General features: G+C 67.1%; 18 protein-coding genes. 12 read left to right on the top strand and 6 right to left on the bottom strand.

Annotated features, from left to right (window positions below):
- Positions 1–249: 249 nt before the first annotated feature.
- The 8 genes from IEW15_RS08495 (at position 250) to IEW15_RS08530 (ending at position 9,853) form a co-directional block, all read left to right on the top strand.
- Positions 250–1,404 carry an acyl-CoA dehydrogenase family protein gene (locus IEW15_RS08495; protein ID WP_188576797.1) on the top strand — a complete coding sequence of 385 codons (1,155 nt, stop codon included), beginning with the start codon at positions 250–252 and terminating at the stop codon, positions 1,402–1,404.
- Positions 1,401–2,447, top strand: coding sequence for an acyl-CoA dehydrogenase family protein (locus IEW15_RS08500; RefSeq protein WP_188576799.1), 1,047 nt, complete (start codon positions 1,401–1,403; stop codon positions 2,445–2,447). Before IEW15_RS08495 ends, IEW15_RS08500 begins: the two co-directional genes overlap by 4 nt.
- Before the next feature lie 42 nt (positions 2,448–2,489).
- Positions 2,490–4,763: an acetate--CoA ligase family protein gene (locus tag IEW15_RS08505; protein WP_188576801.1), complete on the top strand. Its 2,274-nt coding sequence runs from the start codon at positions 2,490–2,492 to the stop codon at positions 4,761–4,763.
- A 126-nt stretch (positions 4,764–4,889) separates the two neighbouring features.
- Positions 4,890–5,933 (top strand): TRAP transporter substrate-binding protein DctP, encoded by a 1,044-nt coding sequence (gene dctP, locus IEW15_RS08510; RefSeq protein ID WP_188576803.1) that lies wholly within the window; start codon positions 4,890–4,892, stop codon positions 5,931–5,933.
- Between the two features lie 113 nt (positions 5,934–6,046).
- The gene (locus tag IEW15_RS08515) at positions 6,047–6,604 is read left to right on the top strand and encodes a TRAP transporter small permease (RefSeq protein ID WP_188576805.1); all 558 of its coding nucleotides are present in this window, start codon (positions 6,047–6,049) and stop codon (positions 6,602–6,604) included.
- A gap of 13 nt (positions 6,605–6,617) precedes the next feature.
- Positions 6,618–7,907 carry a TRAP transporter large permease gene (locus IEW15_RS08520; protein ID WP_188576807.1) on the top strand — a complete coding sequence of 430 codons (1,290 nt, stop codon included), beginning with the start codon at positions 6,618–6,620 and terminating at the stop codon, positions 7,905–7,907.
- A gap of 27 nt (positions 7,908–7,934) precedes the next feature.
- Complete coding sequence (locus IEW15_RS08525; protein WP_188576809.1) at positions 7,935–8,828, top strand: SDR family oxidoreductase; 894 nt, start codon at positions 7,935–7,937, stop codon at positions 8,826–8,828.
- Positions 8,825–9,853 carry an aldo/keto reductase gene (locus IEW15_RS08530; protein ID WP_229707936.1) on the top strand — a complete coding sequence of 343 codons (1,029 nt, stop codon included), beginning with the start codon at positions 8,825–8,827 and terminating at the stop codon, positions 9,851–9,853. Before IEW15_RS08525 ends, IEW15_RS08530 begins: the two co-directional genes overlap by 4 nt.
- A gap of 46 nt (positions 9,854–9,899) precedes the next feature.
- Here IEW15_RS08530 and IEW15_RS08535 read toward each other — a convergent pair whose 3' ends face one another.
- The 5 genes from IEW15_RS08535 to IEW15_RS08555 are packed head-to-tail and all read right to left on the bottom strand — an operon-like array spanning position 9,900 to position 14,269.
- Positions 9,900–10,901, bottom strand: coding sequence for a class I SAM-dependent methyltransferase (locus IEW15_RS08535; RefSeq protein ID WP_188576811.1), 1,002 nt, complete (start codon positions 10,899–10,901; stop codon positions 9,900–9,902).
- Between the two features lie 12 nt (positions 10,902–10,913).
- On the bottom strand, positions 10,914–11,960 hold the full coding sequence (locus IEW15_RS08540; RefSeq protein ID WP_188576813.1) for an NAD(P)H-dependent flavin oxidoreductase: 1,047 nt from the start codon (positions 11,958–11,960) through the stop codon (positions 10,914–10,916).
- 26 nt (positions 11,961–11,986) lie between these two features.
- A complete protein-coding gene (locus tag IEW15_RS08545; protein WP_188576815.1) occupies positions 11,987–13,048 on the bottom strand; it encodes a class-II aminoacyl-tRNA synthetase family protein in 1,062 nt (353 codons plus the stop codon).
- A gap of 58 nt (positions 13,049–13,106) precedes the next feature.
- On the bottom strand, positions 13,107–13,358 hold the full coding sequence (locus tag IEW15_RS08550) for an acyl carrier protein (RefSeq protein ID WP_188576817.1): 252 nt from the start codon (positions 13,356–13,358) through the stop codon (positions 13,107–13,109).
- The gene (locus IEW15_RS08555) at positions 13,358–14,269 is read right to left on the bottom strand and encodes a diiron oxygenase (protein ID WP_229707937.1); all 912 of its coding nucleotides are present in this window, start codon (positions 14,267–14,269) and stop codon (positions 13,358–13,360) included. Before IEW15_RS08555 ends, IEW15_RS08550 begins: the two co-directional genes overlap by 1 nt.
- Positions 14,270–15,220: 951 nt before the next feature.
- Here IEW15_RS08555 and IEW15_RS08560 point away from each other — a divergent pair.
- The 3 genes from IEW15_RS08560 (at position 15,221) to IEW15_RS08570 (ending at position 17,639) form a co-directional block, all read left to right on the top strand.
- Entirely contained in the window at positions 15,221–16,576 is a 1,356-nt protein-coding gene (locus IEW15_RS08560; protein ID WP_229707938.1) for an MFS transporter, read from the top strand.
- Positions 16,573–17,013, top strand: a complete 441-nt coding sequence (locus IEW15_RS08565) for a thioesterase family protein (RefSeq protein ID WP_188576821.1) — start codon at positions 16,573–16,575, stop codon at positions 17,011–17,013. Before IEW15_RS08560 ends, IEW15_RS08565 begins: the two co-directional genes overlap by 4 nt.
- Positions 17,014–17,144: 131 nt before the next feature.
- Entirely contained in the window at positions 17,145–17,639 is a 495-nt protein-coding gene (locus tag IEW15_RS08570; protein WP_188576823.1) for a hypothetical protein, read from the top strand.
- 120 nt (positions 17,640–17,759) lie between these two features.
- On the opposite strand, the gene IEW15_RS08575 is transcribed toward IEW15_RS08570, so the two are convergent.
- Positions 17,760–18,131, bottom strand: coding sequence for a PRC-barrel domain-containing protein (locus IEW15_RS08575; RefSeq protein ID WP_188576825.1), 372 nt, complete (start codon positions 18,129–18,131; stop codon positions 17,760–17,762).
- Positions 18,132–18,412: 281 nt separating this feature from the next.
- Between IEW15_RS08575 and IEW15_RS08580 the strand changes: the two genes are divergently transcribed.
- On the top strand, positions 18,413–19,144 hold the full coding sequence (locus IEW15_RS08580; protein ID WP_229707939.1) for a Crp/Fnr family transcriptional regulator: 732 nt from the start codon (positions 18,413–18,415) through the stop codon (positions 19,142–19,144).
- The last annotated feature ends 52 nt before the right edge of the window (positions 19,145–19,196 follow it).

Consider the following 19,196-nt stretch of genomic DNA (forward strand, 5'->3'; position numbering starts at 1 on the left):
CACATCTTCTGTCAAAGTACATATGTGAAATCGCACCGCACAAATGAATTTTAGCCTACACAGACGGGACGGTTTCAGGCTGTCATGAGCTGACAGATCAAGCACGAGAGCATCCGGTTCATGCCATTGATGTCGCACGCCTTAACGCTTGCGGCATGAGGGTGGACGCATGCCTGCCGCCCGGCGGGCCGCGTATCCATGCCCATCCGGCGCCGGCTGCTCGTGCGCATCCCCCGGAGACCTCCCGAGATGCAGGAATTCACCTTCGCGCCGGCCGTCATGCCGCCGGCCGCCGAAGCGCTCAGAACCGAGGTGCGCGACTTCCTCGCCGATGCCCGCGCCCGTGGCCTGTTCACGCCCAGGCGGCATTCGTGGTCGAGCTTCGATCCCGCGTTCAGCGCCGAATGCGGCCAGCGCGGCTTCATCGGCATGACCTGGCCCAAAGAGTTCGGCGGTGGCGGCCGGTCGGCGCTGGAACGCTATGTCATGACGGAGGAGATGCTGGCCGGCGGCGCGCCGGTCGGCGCCCACTGGGTCGCCGACCGCCAGAGCGGGCACCAGATCCTTCACCATGGCAGCGAGCGGGCGAAGGCTCTGATTCTGCCGCAGATCTGTGCCGGCACCTGCTTCTTCGGCATCGGCATGTCGGAACCCGATTCAGGGTCGGACCTTGCCGCCGCCCGCACCCGGGCGGTGCGTGTCGATGGCGGCTGGTCGATCACCGGCCGCAAGGTCTGGACCAGCAACGCCCATCGCGCCCATTACCTGATCGTGCTGGCCCGCACCGAACAGCGCAGCGACGCCAACCGTCATGCCGGCCTCAGCCAGTTCATCGTGCCGCTTGATGCCGAGGGCATCGAGGTACGGCCGATCTACAACCTCTATGGCGGCCATGATTTCAACGAGGTGGTGTTCGACGGCGTCTTCGCGCCCGATGATATGATGATCGGCCAGGAAGGCAGCGGCTGGACCATGGTCACGGGCGAGCTGTCATTCGAACGCTCGGGCCCCGACCGCTTCCTCAGCACGGTGCAGTTGCTGCTGGAAGTCATTGATGCATCAGGCCCCGAACCCGATCGGGCGGCCGCGATCGATATCGGCCGCAAGGTCGCCGAACTGGCCGCCCTGCGCCGGATGTCGACCTCGATTGCCGGCATGCTCGATCGCGATCTGCGGCCGATCACCGAAGCGGCGCTGGTCAAGGATCTGGGCACCGCCTTCGAACAGTCGATCCCTGAAGTCGCCCGCCGCCTGCTGGCGATCGAGCCGCGCATCAACCGCGAGGACGGCGATCTGGCCGCCCTTCTTGGCCACACCGTGGTGGCCGCACCCGCCTTCACCATCCGCGGCGGCACCCGCGAGATCCTGAGGGGCATGATCGCAAGGGGGCTCGGCCTCAGATGAGCCACGATATCCGTGACATGATGCTGCGCACCGTCGACCGGCTGGTGGCGGTGGAAGCCACCCGGCAGATGCGCAGCGATGCCGATGGCGGCGGCTTCCCCGACCGGCTGTGGCAGGCGATGGACGCCGCCGGCCTGACCGATGCCGATACCATCGACGACGAGATGACTGATGCCGCCGACATGCAGGCGCTGGTCCGCCACACCGCCCGCCATGCCCTGCCGGTGCCGCTGGCCGAGGTGATGGCCGCGCGCCGCCTGCTGAAGGCCGCCGGCATGGCTATGCCCGCCGACGGCATCACCGGCATCGGCACCACCGCCCGCGACCATGCGGACGGCCTGCCCCGGCTGGATGATGCCGGCCGGGCGACAGGCATGCTGCACCGGGTGCCGTTCGGCCGCCATCTCACCCGGGTGGTGTTTGCCGCGACCAGCGGCGACGGTACCGCGCATCTCGTGGTGGCCGAGGCGCCCGCCCCCGCGGCCACCGATATCAATCTGGCCGGCGAGGCCCGCGACGATCTGGCCTTCGATGCCGCGCCGGTTATCGAGGCCCGGCCGCTCGTGGATGCGGCCGATCAGGTGATGGCGATGGGGGCGGCGTTCCGCGCGGTCCAGATCGCCGGCGCCCTGGCGGGCGCGCTGGGCCAGGTCGTCGCCTATGCAGGCGAACGCGAACAGTTCGGCCGGCCGATCGGCAAGTTCCAGGCGGTGCAGCACATGCTGGCCGTTCTGGCGGCTGAAACCGCCGCCGCCAGTGCCGCGGCCGACCTGGGCTTCGACGATGCCGGCCGAACCGACACGTGCCGCGCGGCCCTGGCGAAATCGCGGGCAGGACAGGCCGCCACCGATGGTGCCGCCCTGGCGCATCAGATCATGGGCGCCATGGGCTTCACCCGCGAACACAGCCTTCACTACCAGACCCGCCGGCTTTGGAGCTGGCGCGACGAATTCGGCAGCGACGCGCTGTGGCAGGCCCGGCTCGGCACCCTGGTCGTCCGGGCCGGCGGCGACGCGCTGTGGCCGATGCTGTCGCGGCTCTGACCGCGGATGATGACCTCTCTGCCCCAAGGCGACCAGACCCAGATGACCACCACCTCTCCTCCCCAGACCACCCCGTCTCTGCAGCCCATTCCCCCTGTCCAAGCCGCCACCACCTCCGATGCCATCCACCGCCTGCTGAACCCGCGCCGGGTGGCCGTGGTCGGCGCCTCCGACGACATCGTCCGGATCCGCGGCCGGGTGATGCATCTGCTGCTGAAACGCGGTTTCGACGGCACCGTCTTTCCCGTCACCCCCAGCCGGACCGAGGTTCAGGGCATCAAGGCCTGGGCGCGGATCGGCGACATTCCGGGCGGCGTCGATCTGGCCCTGATCGCCGTGCCGGCATCGGCGGTGCTGGGCGTGCTGGAAGACTGCGCCGCCGCCGGGGTCGGTGCCGCCGTGGTCTATTCCTCGGGCTTCGCCGAGGAAGGCGGCGCCATGGCCGAGGTTCAGGCCCGGATCGCCGCGCTGTGCCGCGACAGCGGATTGCGGGTGATCGGCCCCAATGCGATGGGCTTCTACAACATTCTGTCGAAAACCGCCGCCACCTTCAGCCCGGCCGCCGAGATCGCGCCCGTCGACCTGCCCACCCCCAAGCGCGGCATCGCGGTGGTGGCACAGAGCGGTGGCCTTGGCTTCGCGCTCTACAACCGGGGTGTGCGCCGCAAGCTGCCCTTCACCCATGTCGTGGCCACCGGCAACGAGGTGGATCTTGAGGCGCTGGATTTCGCCGACCATCTGCTCGACGATCCAGCGGTCTCCCAGATCATGATGTTCATTGAAGGTGTGAAGAACGGCCACAAACTCATTCCAGTGGCACAGAAAGCGGCCCGTCTTGGCAAGCCGCTGATCGTCGCCAAGGTCGGGCGGTCCGCCGCCGCGCAGCGGGCTGCCGCCTCGCACACCGCCAGCCTGACCGGCTCGGACGCCGCCTATGACGCAATCTTCGGCCGCTATGGCGTGATCCGCGCCGACGATCAGGACGAGATGATCGACATCGCCGCCGCCTTCTCGGTCTGCCCGAACGGCCGGGCATCGCTGCCCCGTGGCCGGCGGGTGGCGATCGTCACCTCGTCGGGCGGCTCCGGATCATGGATGGCCGATGCGATCGAACAGGCCGGGCTGGCGGTGCCGCTGCTGTCGGATGCGCTTCAGGCCCGCATCCGCCCGGTGATCCCCAGCTATGGCGCCACCCAGAACCCGGTCGACATCACCGCCCAGGGGCTGGATGCCTTCGATCAGGTGATCGAGGCGCTGGCATCATCGCCTGAGGCCGACGCGGTGGTGATCGTCGCGCCGCTGGGCAGCATCGGCGCGAAACTGCCTTTCGATGCCGAGGCCCTGAGACACGCGATCGCCCGCGCCGGCAAGCCGGTGGTGTTCTATTCCTATACGCCCCCCAGCCCCGAGATGACCGCGCTGATGGCCGAGGTCGGCACCGCGATCTTCACCACGCTGACCGGCTGTGCGGCGGCCCTGGCCCATCTGGTGCGCTATGGCGCGGCGATGGACCGTCTGGCCGGCGCAGGCTCTGTGGCCATTCCGGCCATGGACGCGATCGCCGGCCGCGCCGCGCAGGCGCTCGACACCCTGCCGCGTGACGGGCTTCTGACCGAGTTTCAGGCCAAGCGCCTGCTGGCCGCCGCCGGTATTCCGGTCACCGAGGAACGGCTTGCAGGGTCGGCTGCCGAGGCGGTCGCGGCCGCGCGCGCGCTGGGCGGGCCGATGGCGCTGAAACTGATGTCACCGGATCTGCCACATAAGACCGATGCCGGCGCTGTTCTGCTGAATGTGCAGGGCGACCAGGCCATAACCGCTGCTTATGACAAGCTCTCCGGCCCGGTTGCAACGGCCCTGCCCGATGCCCGCATCGATGGCGTTCTTGTGCAGAAGATGGCACAGGCGGGTATCGAGATGATCGCCGGCGTCATGGTCGATCCCGATTTCGGGCCGTTGGTGATGATCGGCAGCGGCGGCATCTTCGTCGAGATCCTGCGGGACGTCGCGGTATCCCCGGCGCCTGTCGACCACGCCGAGGCCCGGCGGATGATCGGCCGCCTGAAAGCCGCCGCCTTGCTCGCCGGCGCGCGCGGCCGCCCCGCCGCCGATGTCGAGGCCCTGGCCGATCTTCTGGTGCGGCTGTCGCATCTGGCGGTCGCCACGGCCGATCGGGTTCAGGAGATCGACATCAATCCGATCTTCGTCCACACCCACGGGCTGATCGCCGTCGATGCCCTGGCGCGGATGGAAGACACCACCGACCGAGGACGCGCCATCGGCCGCATGGCGGCCACGGCTGCCGCCGCCGGTGAATAGCCCCTGTGCACCGCATCACGACCGGCATGCATGCCGGTCGTGATCCACCGCCGAACCAGAGACAAACCGGCCGGGCAGACATCCGCCCAGAAGATGACAATCCCGGCCCAGGGAGGAAACAAAGCAATGTCGTTATGGACCCGCCGCACCGCCGGTGCCGCCGCCATTCTGACCGCTGCCGCCATGTTCCAGGCCATCATGGCCGGGCCGGCTGCCGCGGATGACACCATCACGCTGCGCGTCGCCCATTCCTATCCGGTGCGCCATACCGGTGCCCAGGCGATGGAATATTGGGGCAAACTGGTCGACGAGCAATCGAACGGCCGCCTGAAGTTCGAGATCTATCCGGCTGAACAGCTTGCGAAATCATCGGACCTTCTCGACGCCGCGATCAACGGCATCGCCGATATCGCCTATGCGGCGCCCTTGTATATTTCCGACCGGCTGCCGCTGTCGACCATCGCCGCCGTGCCGCTGGTCGGCAACGAAACCGATCCGCGCGCCCAGGTGAAGGCCTTCTCCACCCTGGCCCTCGGCACGCTGAACGAGGTTGAGTTTCTGCCGCAGGGCGTGCGGGTGATCGAGGCCGCCGTCACCTATCCCTATCAGTTGATGACCACCAAGATCCGCATTGAGCGGCCGGATCAGCTTCAGGGCGTGAAGCTGCGGTCATCGGGCGGCATTCAGGAGCGGAGCGTCGAGGCCATGGGCGCCATCCCGGTCGCGATCCCGGCGCCCGACCTCTATCCGGCCCTGCAGCGCGGCACGGTCGACGGCTCGCTGTTCAACGTGCCCACCGCCGGCGGCTACAAGCTGGAGGAACAACTGCGCTATTCGACCAACAACCTCAATTTCGGCCTGTTTCCATCGATCTATGTGATCAACGAAACCGTCTGGCAGAAGCTGCCCGAGGATCTTCAGAATCTGCTGATCAAGACCGGCAAGGAGATGGATATCTTCCTCGACAAGCTCTATGGCGAGCGCGCGGTGACGTTCGCCGCCGATCTGGAGAAGCGTGGCGGCGCCGTCTATGACATCGCCGAGGCCGATCTGCCGCTGTGGGCGGAGCGCCTGAAGCCGGTGCAGGCGGACTGGGTGAAGGAATTCGACGGTCGCGGCATGCCCGCCTCGCGCGTCTATCAGGAATGGGAAGCCCTGCTGACCCGTTGAGGGGGCCGGCCCTTCAGGGCGGTGGCGACGCCGCGATGCCGCAAGGCATCGCGGCGCCCCCCGTTTCACCCCCACTGTTCCGGTCATGCCGACCGACGACGAGGATGACGCCCGTGACTTTGATCGACCGCGCGGTTCAGCGCCTTGAGGCCCTGCTCGACGGCGCCGCCATGCTGGCGCTGATCGTGATGATGCTGCTCACCGTCGCCGATGCCGGCGGCCGCTATCTGTTCGCCTCGCCGGTGACCGGCGCCTACGAGATCACCGAATTCTATCTGATGATCGCCGTGGTGTTCTTCGGCTTGGCCGGCACGGAACGCACCAATGGCCATGTCCGGGTCGATCTGGTGCTGGCGATGATGCCCCCGCGCCTGCGCTTTGGTCTCGACACCCTGTATCTGCTGGCGGCAGCGGTGCTGTTCGGGCTGATCGCCTGGAAGGCCGGCGATACCGCCTGGATGAACCTGAAGGCCAATCGCTGGACCGGCGGCGCCATGCCGCTGCCGACGGCACCGTCTTGGGCGATCGTCTCGCTTGGCGCCGGCGTGCTCAGCCTGCGTCTGGTGCTGCGCGCCTGCCTGCTGATACCGGCCATCATCACCGACCAGCCGCCGGCCGCCCCGATGAGCGATGGCCACGCAACGCCCAGCCCCGCCCGGCCGGGTCGCTAAAGGAGACGGTTCCATGGATGTCGCCCTTCCCATGACGGCGCTGGTGGTGCTGATCTGCCTTGGCATGCCCATCGCCTATGCGCTTGGCGTGACCGGCGCGGTCGGCGCCGCGATGGCGATCGGCTGGATGCCCACGCTCGGCGTGTTGCAGACCACACCCTATCGCACCGCCGCCAATTTTCTGCTGTCGACCATCCCGCTGTTCATCCTGATGGCGGAACTGCTCGCCAGATCGTCGATCGTGCGCAATCTGTATCGGATGTGTTTCCTGTGGCTGGGCCATATCCGCGGCGGGCTGGCGCTCGCCGCCGTGGCCGCCTCCACCGGCTTCGCGGCCCTGGCCGGGTCCAGCACCGCCGCCGCCGCCGCGATGGCGCGGATTTCGGTGCCCGAGATGCGCCGCTATGGCTATGACGACCGGCTCGCGGTCGGCACGGTCGCGGTGGCCGGCACGCTATCGATCATGATCCCGCCATCGCTGGGCCTGATCATCTATGGCGTGCTGACCGAAACCTCGATCGGCAGCCTGTTCATGGCCGGTGTCGTGCCGGGCATTCTCACGGCGGCGGGCTATGTCACCGTCATCCTGCTGTGGGTCAAGCGCAGGCCGGACATCGCCCCCGCCGCGCCCAAGCCCCCCCGCGCCGAGCGTGTGGCCTCAATCCGTCCGGTCTGGCCGGCGGCCGTGCTGGTGGGGCTGGTTCTGGGCGGTATCTATTCCGGCGCCATCACCGCCACCGAGGCCGCCGCCGTCGGCGCCATGGGCGCGCTGATCATCGGCATCGGCTGGGGCGGGTTGCGCCGCAGCGAATTCGCCGAGGCGCTGCGCCACACCCTGCGCTCCACCGCCATGATCTTCGCCATCGTCATCGGCGCGATGATCTTCGGCTATTACCTGGCCGCCACCCGCGCGCCGCAGGAGTTGATCGACTGGGTCGGCACCCTGCCGCTTCCGGCCTGGGGCATCCTGCTGGTGATCGTGCTGATCTATCTGGTGCTGGGCTTCTTCATCGACCAGTTGGCGATCGTCATCCTGACCCTGCCGCTGACCTTCCCGCTGGTGATGTCGCTGGGCTATGACCCGATCTGGTTCGGCATCATCGTCACCAAAACCACTGAAATCGGGCTGGTCACACCACCCCTGGGGATGAATGTGTTCGTGGCCGCCAGCGCATCGAACACCCGGGTCGAAACCGGCTTCAAGGGTGTGATGCCATTCCTGATCGGCGAATTCGTCGTTCTCGGCCTGCTGATCGCGCTGCCGGAACTCAGCCTGTGGCTGCCCGGCCTGATCGCCTATTAATCCCTGTTCGGATTGGAGTTCGCATCCATGTTCGCCGCCGATCTCCTGAAGGGCCGTCGCGCGCTGATCACCGGCGGCGGCACCGGCCTTGGCCTCGCCATCGCCGGCCGCTATGCCGAACTCGGCGCCGATCTGGTGCTGGTGGGGCGTCGCGCGGCGGTGCTCGACGATGCCGCCGCCGGCCTCGCCGCCCGCCATGGCGTCGATGTCGACGCGATAGCCTGCGACGTCCGCGATGCCATGGCGGTCGACGCCATGATGGACCGGGCCTTCGCCACCCGCCCCATCGACATCCTGGTCAACAATGCCGCCGGCAATTTCCTGGCGCGCAGCGAGACGTTGTCGCCGCGCGCGGTCGACGCCATCATCGATATCGTGCTGAAGGGCGCGGCCAATGTGACGCTCGCCGCCGGCCGGCGCTGGATCAGCGCCGGGCTGCCGGCGGCGGTCTTGTGCATCCTCACTCAGTCGGCCCTGACCGGCGCCCCGTATAAACTGCCATCGGCCATGGCCAAGGCCGGGGTGCTGGCGATGATCCGTTCGCTGGCGGTGGAATGGGGGCCGCATGGCATCCGCCTGAACGGCATAGCACCGGGCCCGTTCCCCACCGAAGGCGCCTTCGGCCGGTTGCGGCCGGCTGGCACCGAGATGCCGCCACCCGAGGCGGGGGTGGCGCTGGGCCGCACCGGCAAACCCGCCGAACTGGCCGATCTGGCGGCATTTCTGGTATCGGATGGCGCCGGCTATATCACCGGCGAGGTGCTGGCGATCGATGGCGGGCGCCGGCTCGAAGGTGCGGCCGGGCCGGATCTGGCGGCCTTGCGCGGCTGGACGCCCTCTGTCTGGGACAGTCTGCGCGGTGTTGGCCGTGCCGCCGCGCCTGCATCCACATCCGCATCCACAGACGAGGACCGGCCATGACCGATATGCCGTCATCAATCCCCGCCATCCGCCTTGGCAGCCAGGGGCCGGTGGTGTCGGCCGTCGGGCTGGGCTGCATGGCCATGACCGGATCCTACGGCCCGCGCGACCCCGGCGAGGCGCAGCGCACCCTTCACCATGCCATCGACCGTGGCATCACCCTGATCGACACCGCCGACATGTATGGCTGGGGCACGAATGAAGCCCTGGTCGGGCAGGCCATCCGCGATCGCCGCGACCGGGTGGTACTGGCGAGCAAAGTGGGCTTCGTGCCGCCCGCCGGCGGCACCGAAGGCGGGCGCGGTATCGATGGCAGCCCGGCCCATATCGGCCGGGCGATCGAGGCCAGCCTGCGGCGGCTTGGCACCGATTGCATCGATCTGTGGTATCTGCACCGGGTCGACCCGCAGGTGCCGATCGAAGACAGCGTCGGTGCCATGGCCGATCAGGTCCGCAAGGGCCATGTCCGGCATCTTGGATTAAGCGAAGTTTCGGCCATAACTCTTTCTCGTGCCGCAAAAATATTCCCGATCGCTGCGGTGCAGAGCGAGTATTCCCTGTGGTCGCGCGATCCCGAAGACGGGCTGCTGGGTGCCTGCCACGATCTGGGCACGGCCTTCGTCGCCTATGGCGTGCTCAGCCGCGGCGCGCTGGCGGGTACGCTCGCCAGCGCCGCCGATCTGGCGCCCGATGACAACCGGCGCAACTACCCGCGCTTTGCCGCCGACAATCTGGACCGCAATCTGGATCTCGTCCGGCAGCTTGAGGCGATCGCCCGGCGGCTGGGCATCAGCACCGCCGTGCTGGCCATCGCCTGGGTGCTGGACCGGAACCGCCAGCCCGCATCGCCCCCGATCGTGCCGCTGTTCGGCGCCTCGCGGCCGGCGCGGATCGACGATAATCTGGCGGCCCTGATGGTATCGCTGACCGACGAGGACCGGGCGGCGATCAGTGCCGCTGTGCCGCCCGGTCTCGTGGCCGGGGCGCGCTATGCGCCCGACCGTATGGCGGCCATCGACCGTTGATCCGACGATCTCCGGTCCAATGGGGCCGCCAAGCCCTCTGCCCGCCTCAGGCCCGCAGGCCCGTCACCATCGACAGGCCCGATTTGCCGACCGGGCCATGGCTGATATCAGTGAAGCCGGCGCGGGCGGCCAGATCTGCCATCTCCTGAAGCGTCCGGCTGTGGCCGCCGCTCCACAGAGCCAGGGCCGACAGGTTGTGCAGGGTGGCAAACAGCGGGCCGGTGCGGTCCGGCTGCACGAAATGCCCCTGCACGACCACCCGCCCGCCCGGCGTCAGCGCATCGCGCGCCCGCCCCAGCATCGACAGGCAGACAGTGTCGGATTCCTGGTGCAGCACGTTCGACATCAGCACCAGATCCAGATCGGCGCCGAAGCGGTCATGGGCATAGTCGATCACACCGGTGGAGATGCGATCGCTCAACCCGTGCTCCGCCACCATCGCGCGGGTGATCTCCAGCACCGGTTTCAGATCCAGCACCGCGATATGCAGCGACGGCGCCGCCTGGGCCAGCGCCATCGCATAGGTGCCGGCGCCACCGCCGATATCGGCGGCGCGGCGCAGACCGCCCAGCGGGATGGCGCGCGGCAGTTCGGCCGCGCCACGCCGGGCATATTCATGCATGCCGAGGATGAAGTCGCGCATATAGGCCGGATCGTCGCCCAGCCGGAGGCCTTGATCTTCCACGGTCCGGCCGGTGCGCACGGCATCGGCAAGCTGGCTCCACGGCCGTGACCAGCGGCCCATCACCCGCACCCAGTGGATCAGCGTATCGGGCGACGCGCTGGTCAGAAGTGCTGCCGCCAGATCGCTGTTGCGATAGCGGCCATCGGTTTCCGGATCGCGGGTCAGCAGACGCAGGGCCACGCCCGCATCCAGCAGCCGGGTCATGCCGTCGACCGATGTGTTCAACCGGTCGGCCAAAGCCGTCGCGCGCGACGGACCGTCAGCCAGGGCATCGAACACGCCCAGCTCGGCCATGGCATAAAGCGGCTGCCCCTCCCAATAGCCGAAGGCGAGCCGGCTCAGGGTCATGAAGGGAATGTCCATGTCTGCGTCTCCCTAGCTTTGGGCGGCAATGGCGGCAGTGGCGGCCGGCCGGGCATCCGGCCGCCTGGCGGCACGACCTTGTGCGACACCGGCGGCCAGGCGCCGCACGATATCGGCCGCCGGCTCAATCGCGGTCACGGCATCGCAGCCTGTGCCGCAATACAGCGCCATGTCGTCGATCCGGCCGCTGGTGTGGATGGTCGGCACGGCGGCCGATCCGCATGGCACCGGGTATGGCCGGCCGAACAGCACCGTGCGGCCGATGAAGGTCGGAGCCGGTGGGGTTGCGGCCTCGGTGACCGCATTGCGCAGCACCCGGTGGCGCCGCCCGGCCCATCCGATCTCGAACCGGTCGGTGATCACGGTCTGATCGGCGCCGGTGGCGGTGAGAACCCGCGCGCGATAATGGTCATGCGCGGCGCTTTCCGTGGCGCAGATAAAGGCCGTGCCGGCCAGAACCGCGTCGGCGCCGGCCGCGGCCGCCATCGCAGCCGCGTTGGCGTCGCTGATCCCGCCCGCCGCGATCAGCGGGATCTCGGGCAGGCGCTCCGCCACCGCCGCCACCAGATCCAGCACGCCACGCGCCGACAGGTGGTGACCGCCGGCTTCATGGCCCTGAATGACAATGGCGCCGGCTCCCCGGCGCACGGCTTCCACCGCATCGAACACACTGCCGGTCTGCACGATCACCACCCGGCCGGCATCGCGGGCAAGCCGGATCGCCGCCGCGGGCGGCAGGCCATAGAAGGTCACGAACGGCCGGGCGGCGGGGGCCTGCGTCACCCCCCGTACCTGATCGAGCAATGTCGGCTCCGAGACGACCTCCGGCACCAGATTGATGCCGAAGGGCCGGTCGGTCAGATCCGCCGCCTCGGCGATCAGGGCCGCGATCTCATCGGGGTTGTGCTTGTACAGGCCGATGATGCCCGCCCCGCCGGCCTCCGCCACCGCCGCCACCAGACATGGCCCGGCGATGCCGCCCATGCCGGCCTGAAACACCGGCAACCGGGCGTCGACCAGGGCGGCCGCCCGCCCCGGTGCCACTGTGTCAGCGCCCATGCGAGGATCGCCCAGGCCCGCCGGGATCACGCGCCCGCCCCGGCATCGGCCGGCCCCCTCTCCCGCCTTGCATTGGCGTCGCCCCCGGTCGCGCGTGGCGGTTTGGGGCGCTGGGCCTCGTCGGCCGGGGGTGGCGCCACCAGATCGCCCGGCAGCAGACCCGATGCCGCCAGTTCGGCCGCCTCATCGGCGATCGCCACCTCCAGCGCCGCGCGGGCGCGCCGGACATTGCCGTCATGCATGTCCAGCAGCGCATGCATCCAGCGCTCAAGGCCAAAGGCGACACAGCCGCTGAAGGCGTGGCTGCCATCCTGGTTGTGGATGTCGCAACGCTCGCCAAAAAAATTGCGATGGAAGTTCACCGAGGCGATCGCCAGCGTGTCGCCATAGACGAACTCCTCTTTCACCGGAAACAGCTTCTGCATGGCCGTGCGGGCGGCATCGTTCGAGAAGAACGGATCGGTCGCGGCCTCGATCTTCAACGGCAGGTCCAGCCGGTCGGCAAAGGCCAGAACCCGGGCGCGGAAGGTCTTCAGATGGGCCTTCACCGCATCCTGCGGCCCCACGCAGACGATTTCACGCATGGTGAACCCGGTCAGCCGGCGCAGGCCGTCGTAATACGCCTCACGACGGAAGCAGCGCGCGACCGTCGTCACGAAGCGGGGGGCATCGAGCCTGGCGCCGCGCAGATCCAGATAGACGTTATAGCAGGCGGCCGTGGGCAGGACATGGGTCGCATCGGTCAGCCGGTCGCCGGCGATGCGGGTCACCGGGCCGGCCTTGGCCTCTTCCGCCACGGTCGCGTGATGGACCTCGTCGATGCCAGCGGTCATCACGCCCAGATGCGGGAAGTTGTGGAAGAAATCGAGCGTGTCCAGGTCGGCGGCACGCATCAGCGGCGGATAGATCATCGGCCGTGCCGGCACGCCGCGCGCCCAGCCACGGATATGGTCGTCGAGCGCGATCATCAACTCGGTCACGTCGGGGCCCAGCGTCACAAGCCCGTCTTCGGCGGCACGAAACAGCGTGTCCGCGCCGGTCGCGGCGTCGTGGCCGCAATTATGTTCACTGCCATGCTCACTGCACATGGGGGGTCACCATCAGAAAGTGCGGCGCCGAACGGCTGCGTCCGGCACCAGAGCGGGTTCAACCGGCCAGAAAGGTGCGGCGGATCGCGGCGCGGGTGCGGAACGCATCGACCGAGACGCCGTCGAGCAGGTTCGCGCGGCCGGTCACCTCTTCCAGCACGAAGACGAACTCCATGAAATCAAGGCTGTCGATCACCCGGTTCTCGATCAGGTCCAGGTCGTCGGGGATCGTGTCGAGTTCCGGATTGCGGGCCAGAAGCCAACTGACCACACGGGTCTCGGCATTGGTGGCGGAGGTCTGATCGGTCATCACGCGGCCTCCCGTACAGGGCGGAGAATTCCGGTTGCGGTCATGAAATCGGTCGTCCGGCGCAGGACGCGGGCATCGAAGGCCGCGCGTGCCGGATGGCTCAACAGGCCGCGGCGCAGCGCCAGCGGGTCGGCGATTCCGGCATCGCGATAGGCATCTGGCGAATAGAAGCCCCGGATGCTGGCGGTCATATACCGCCGCAGATACTCCGACACCCGGTCGAGCAGCGCCTCGTCGCCACGGCGGCACAGATCCTCGTGCAGCAGCACCATCAGCTTGCGGCCGAAGGCGATATGGCGGCTTTCGTCGACATGATGAACCTGGTTGATCTTGCGGATCGCCGGGTCGAGCCGTTCATCGGCGGCCATCGCGGTGTTATAGAAATCCACGATCTCTTCGAAGATCGTGATCCGCGCAAAGACCAGGAAGTTCTCGATCAACGGATCTGGCGCGGTTTCAATCCGCACCTGCCGGTCCGGATACAGTTTCCCGGCATAGCGCAGGCAGAATTCGGCGAAAAACCACATGTGGTCATTCTCTTCGCCGACGAAGTGATGGAAAAAGCGCGAGGCGACTTCATAGCCTGGTTCGTGCAGCCGGGCGATCACGGCCTGAAGCAGTTCGCGAATGCCGTGAACGTTCAGGCTGTAGAAATTGATGCTCTCCCACTTCGCCAGAGTGCGGAGCGTCGCCTCGTCGAGCGTATCGGCGGCATCCGTGCCCCAGACCGACAGCAATTCGGGCGGCATCCACCAGCTTGCCGGGTCGATCGCGTCGGGCCAGGCAAAGCTGCGATACGGGTTGTAATAGCCGTCGACCGACAGTTTCGACAACCGGTCGATGGCACGGGCGAAGGCCGGCTGGGCCAGAACACCCGGCGGCAGGGCTGATGACGTGCTGGTGTTAAGCATGATGTGTCCCCTTCTCCGGCACCACCGCTCACGACGGTGCCGGCTCGATCGTTTCCACATGTCAGAGGCAAGGCGGCGCGGACATCCACCCGCCGAAGGCGGGCCATCTGTCGCGCATCGGCAGCCGGCTGCATCGCCACGCACAGAGCGGCGCGGCGGAAGCGGTCAGGCCCGGTGCGGCGGATCAGTCTGCGGATGTCTGGTCGATCGGCGGTCTGGGCGTGCTCATCCGTTTCTCCCCGGAAGCTGCGATCAATCGATTTTTATTTGCGGCGACACCTGATCCATTTTGGATGGGTCATTCCGCAAGATGATCGCTTTAGGCGTTGCCGTTACCATAGATACAACCACTGGACGGGTGGTTCAATGCATGATTGTCAAAAGATTCAAGAATGATCCATATTATGGATCTTTCGCGCAACGTGCGGCGAGGCAGATCAGTGTTCAGGACGGCCTCGTCCTGATGGATACGCACATAAGGTTTACCCCTCCCATCGTGGAGCAAACCGGATGAATAGGGCAGTATATCTGCCCTAGATCGAAACCACCCGGCAGATTCCCGGGCGACTCGATGCCCCTCTGCCTGCTGAATCTTGCGCCATGCGCGCCTATATCAGCCAGCCTGCCAAAAATTTCAGCGTCCAATGGTTCATATTATGGTCATATCGAAGACGCGTCATCTTTCTTTCGAAACGGCGCCCGTCGCTGCAGAACGCACCCATATCGATCGTCGATCAGGTCGCATGGCGCAACGGATCGGTATAATGATCATGCCTTTGTATTCAAAATCCATGGTTCACTCTCAGTATATATCCGTATTGTGGTCCATATTTAGGTTTCATGGCTTTTTCCGTGAAGATATTGCCCATAATCTGAGAGTCTTCATGACAGGATTAATCTTTGTCACACGCCGAGGCACCACAAGGCCCTCCATTCGGAATCGCCCCGCCCATGCCCGACAGCCTTTCCACCACCGCCACCCCGACCAGAGATGTGCCACCGCGCGTCACGGTGATGCTTGGCCTGCTGATCGCCGGATTCGCCCTCAGCCACCTCTACCGCACCCTGCCGGCGGTGATGGCGGCACCGCTGGTACAGGCCTTCGATATCGGCCCCCGCGGGCTTGGCGTGTTCGCCGCCGCCTTTCACCTCGCCTTCGCGCTGGTGCAGTTGCCGGTCGGGCTGGCGGTCGACCGTCTGGGGGTGCGGCGCACCGCCAGCGTGCTGCTGCTGATCACGGCCGCAGGCGCCGGTCTGTCGGCGGTGGCACCGGGCTTCGGCGTGCTGGTGGCGGCCCAGGCGATCATCGGCATCGGCTGTTCGGGCCTGCTGATGGCGCCGCTGGTCTTCGCCAGCCATGCCTGGCCGGCCGATCGCTTCGCCGCGGTATCGGCTGCGGTGGTGTCGATCGGCGGCGCGGGAATGCTTCTGTCGGGCACACCGCTGGCGCTCGCCATCGAAGTCGGGGGCTGGCGGGGGGCCTTCGCCGCCTGTGGCGTGCTGACACTGGCGGTGGCGGCGGCGATCTGGCTGGGCCTCGCCCGGGCACCGCGCCCGCGGGCCGCCACGGCGCCAGAGTCGCCGGCCAAGTCGCGGGCCGGCCTTGTGGCCGATATTCGCGGCACACTCGCCATTCTGGTGTCACGGCCGATGCGGCGCACGGCCCTGCTGGCTGCGATGTCATACCCGGCCCTCATCACCCTGCGCGGCCTGTGGCTCGGCCCGTTCCTGCAAGCGGCCCATGGGCTGGGCCCGGTTGCGATCGGCAATATCGTGCTGGGGCTGTCGGTGGTGATGGTTGCCGCACCGCTGGCCTTCGGGCGGCTGGACCGGGCCGGCCCGCGCCGGCGGGCGCTGATGCGCGGCGGTGGCCTGCTGGCCGCCGCCGGGCTGGTGGCGCTGGGGCTTGGCGGCGGCCATCTGCTCGCCATCGATCTGGTGGTTCTGGCGCTGATCACCGCGGCCGGCTCGTTCTATGTGCTGCAATTCGCGGTCGTGCGCGCCAGCGTGCCGCCAGAGGCCATGGGCCGGGCATTGTCGGGGCTGATCTTCTGCTTCTTCGCCGGTGTCGCGGTCTGGCAGGTGCTGACCGGGCTGATCGCCGATAGCGGCGGTGCCACTCAGGGCCTGACCGCCGCGTCAGGCCCGGTCATGGCGTCGAGCTTGGCCGGTGCCGATGCGATGCGCCTGGTCTTTCTGGTACTGGGGGCGGGGCTCGGCGCCGTCACCCTGGCCACCACGCCCCGTGAACTCATCGCCCGTGATCCCTCATCGTCCATGCCCCCCATCGACAAGGTGTCTCCATGACCGATATCGCAAGCCTGTTGACCCCGCCCGCCGGCATTACGCCGGGCCTGGAAGGCCGGATCCGCCACGTGGTCCGCGCCCAGGATCTGGCGACCGCATGGCAGGGGGATGTCGCGGCCCTGGCCTCGGCGCCAGTGATCTGGCTGGCGGAACTGGCCTGCATGCGGGCGGTGGCGGCCTATCTACCCCAGGGCGCCACCACCGTCGGCGTCGGGTTCGACATCCGTCATACCGCCCCCACGGCCGAGGGCATGGAGGTGACGATCACCGCCCGCCTGCTGCGCGCGGTGGGGCGGTCGCTGCTGTTCGAGGTGCGCGGTGAAGACGGCGCCGGCGTGGTTCTGGACGGACGGATGACCCGCCACATCGCCGAGCCCGCTGCGGTTCTGGCGCAGATGGCGGCACGGTGCGGGCCCCCTCTGGCCACGCAGGGCTGACCTGTCGTGCAGTCGCGGCGCGGGCGCCCTGCGGGACGGGGCGGATGACAACACGCTCATGGATGGCTACATGAAGGCGGACCCGGCGGGGCAATTCCGTCACCGCCCATGCCCAGGGAGCCGTTTTCCCCATGACCACGAGCCCGGCCACCCCCTCCGCTCCGGCCACCCCGACGGCCAGCTTCGGCCCCGACAGCCTGGCCGCCCGCGACCCGCGCGGCGCGCTGAAGCTGCTGTCATCCGCGCTGATCAAGGTGCACAAGGCGCTGATCGATGCCGAGCTTGCCAGCTTCGGCGCCGTCGACGACCCGTATCAGCGCCTGGATCTGGTATCCAACCACCCGCAATTCGTCTGGCTGAAGGCGTTTTCCAACACGATTCTGGCGATTGACGAGAACCGCAGCACGCGCCGCCTGCCGCCACCGGATGTCGACGACGTGGCCGGGCATGTCATCACCGTGGCTGGCCTGACCGGCGTCGGTCCTGCGACCGATGCGGCCGACAATCACGCCCGGTTGCGCTATCTGGAACGGATGAGCACCGTGCCGGCCGTGACCGTGGCCCATGGCGTGCTGAAGCAGATCGTCGACCGCCTGTATCATCCGGCACCAGGCGCGGCGCACTGACGCCATCTCCCGATACCGCCCCGCCCCTGAACGAAAAGAAGGCCCGGACGCACCCTCGTGTCCGGGCCTTCTTCCACAAGCTGGGCGGCGACGGCGGGGCGACGCTGTGCCGCCCTGCTGTTACAACCAGTACGGCGCGGTGCCGTAATGGCTATGGATCCGGGCTTCATAGTCCCGGTCATACAACCGTCGCTCGTCGCCACGGTCATAGGTCGGCGCATTTTCAAGCTGATCCCGGGTCAGGCCGACGACATAGCCATCCTTGCTGGTGTCGTATTTCAGAACGTCCCAGGGCAGCGGGTGATACTTCTCGCCGATGCCCAGGAAGCCGCCGAAAGAGACCACGGCATAGGCGACCTTCCCCGACAGCTTGTTCAGCATCAGGCCATAGATCGAGCCGATCTTCTCGCCATCGGCGCCATAGACCGAGGTGCCTTCCACCCGGTCGGCGGAAATCAGGTTCGAGGTTTCGGTCGTTGCAGGGGTAGCCATCTGTTCACGTCCTTCCTCTACTGTCCCAATTGGACCCAGGGACAATGATGGGGTTTGGAGACTTCATCTTTAAACTGGTTTAATATAAAGTAGAAAAATTGGTGTGGCGGAGACTAGATTTATGTGCCAATTTGCGCCACGACAAGGTCACAGGATCTCCAGGAACCACTTGTGATAGTCTGGATTATTCGTTCACCATAAACGATAGCGGGATGCCGACTGGAATGCCTGGCAATTCTTCTTCAAAGCGCACGCAGAAGACCAACTGTCTGATCGAGAAAATGGGCTACTATCTTGATCTGTCCGATCCGGATATCGCCCATCTGGCGTCGCTTCAGAAGCATGAGCAAAACTGGCGACAGCGCGACATCGTCCGCGAGAGCGGTGCGCCGGCCGATCTGCTCTATGTGGTCAAGTCCGGGTGGTGCTACTCCTATACGATCATGGTCGATGGCCGCCGGCAGGTGCTGCAGATCCACCATCCCGGCGATGTGATCGGCATTCCCGACGTTGCCTATGAACGCGCGGTGACCGGTCTGCAGGCTGCAACCGACATCTGCCTGTGTCCGTTCCCCAAAAATCGTCTCGACGAGATTTTTCGCGACTCGCCGCGCCTGACCGCCCTGCTCATGACCCTGGGCATGATGGACCATGTGGTTCTGCTCGACCGTATCCGCACCATCGGCCGCATGAATGCCGATGAACGGGTGGCGCATTTCCTGCTGGAGATCGTCAGCCGGCTGCGGATCACCAGCCCCGACATCACCGACACCTTCGATCTGCCGTTGAGCCAGGAATTGATCGGCGACGCCCTGGGCCTGACCAATGTCTATGTCAGCCGCACCATGTCGCTGATGGAACGCGCCGGGCTGATCCAGCGCATGGATCGCGCGATCCGGATCTGCGACGAACGCGCGCTGAAGGACATGGCGGATTTCCAGGACCGGTATTACCGCATCGACACCTCGTGGTTTCCGGGCGGTGCCGCACCGGCGCTGGAGCCGAACGCCTGATGGCGTGCATCCGGGCAGTATTCCGTGGCGTCGCGGCGCTGGCGGCGTGCGG

The organism is Tistrella bauzanensis (assembly GCF_014636235.1).
In the GTDB taxonomy this organism is placed as follows: Bacteria; Pseudomonadota; Alphaproteobacteria; order Tistrellales; family Tistrellaceae; genus Tistrella; species Tistrella bauzanensis.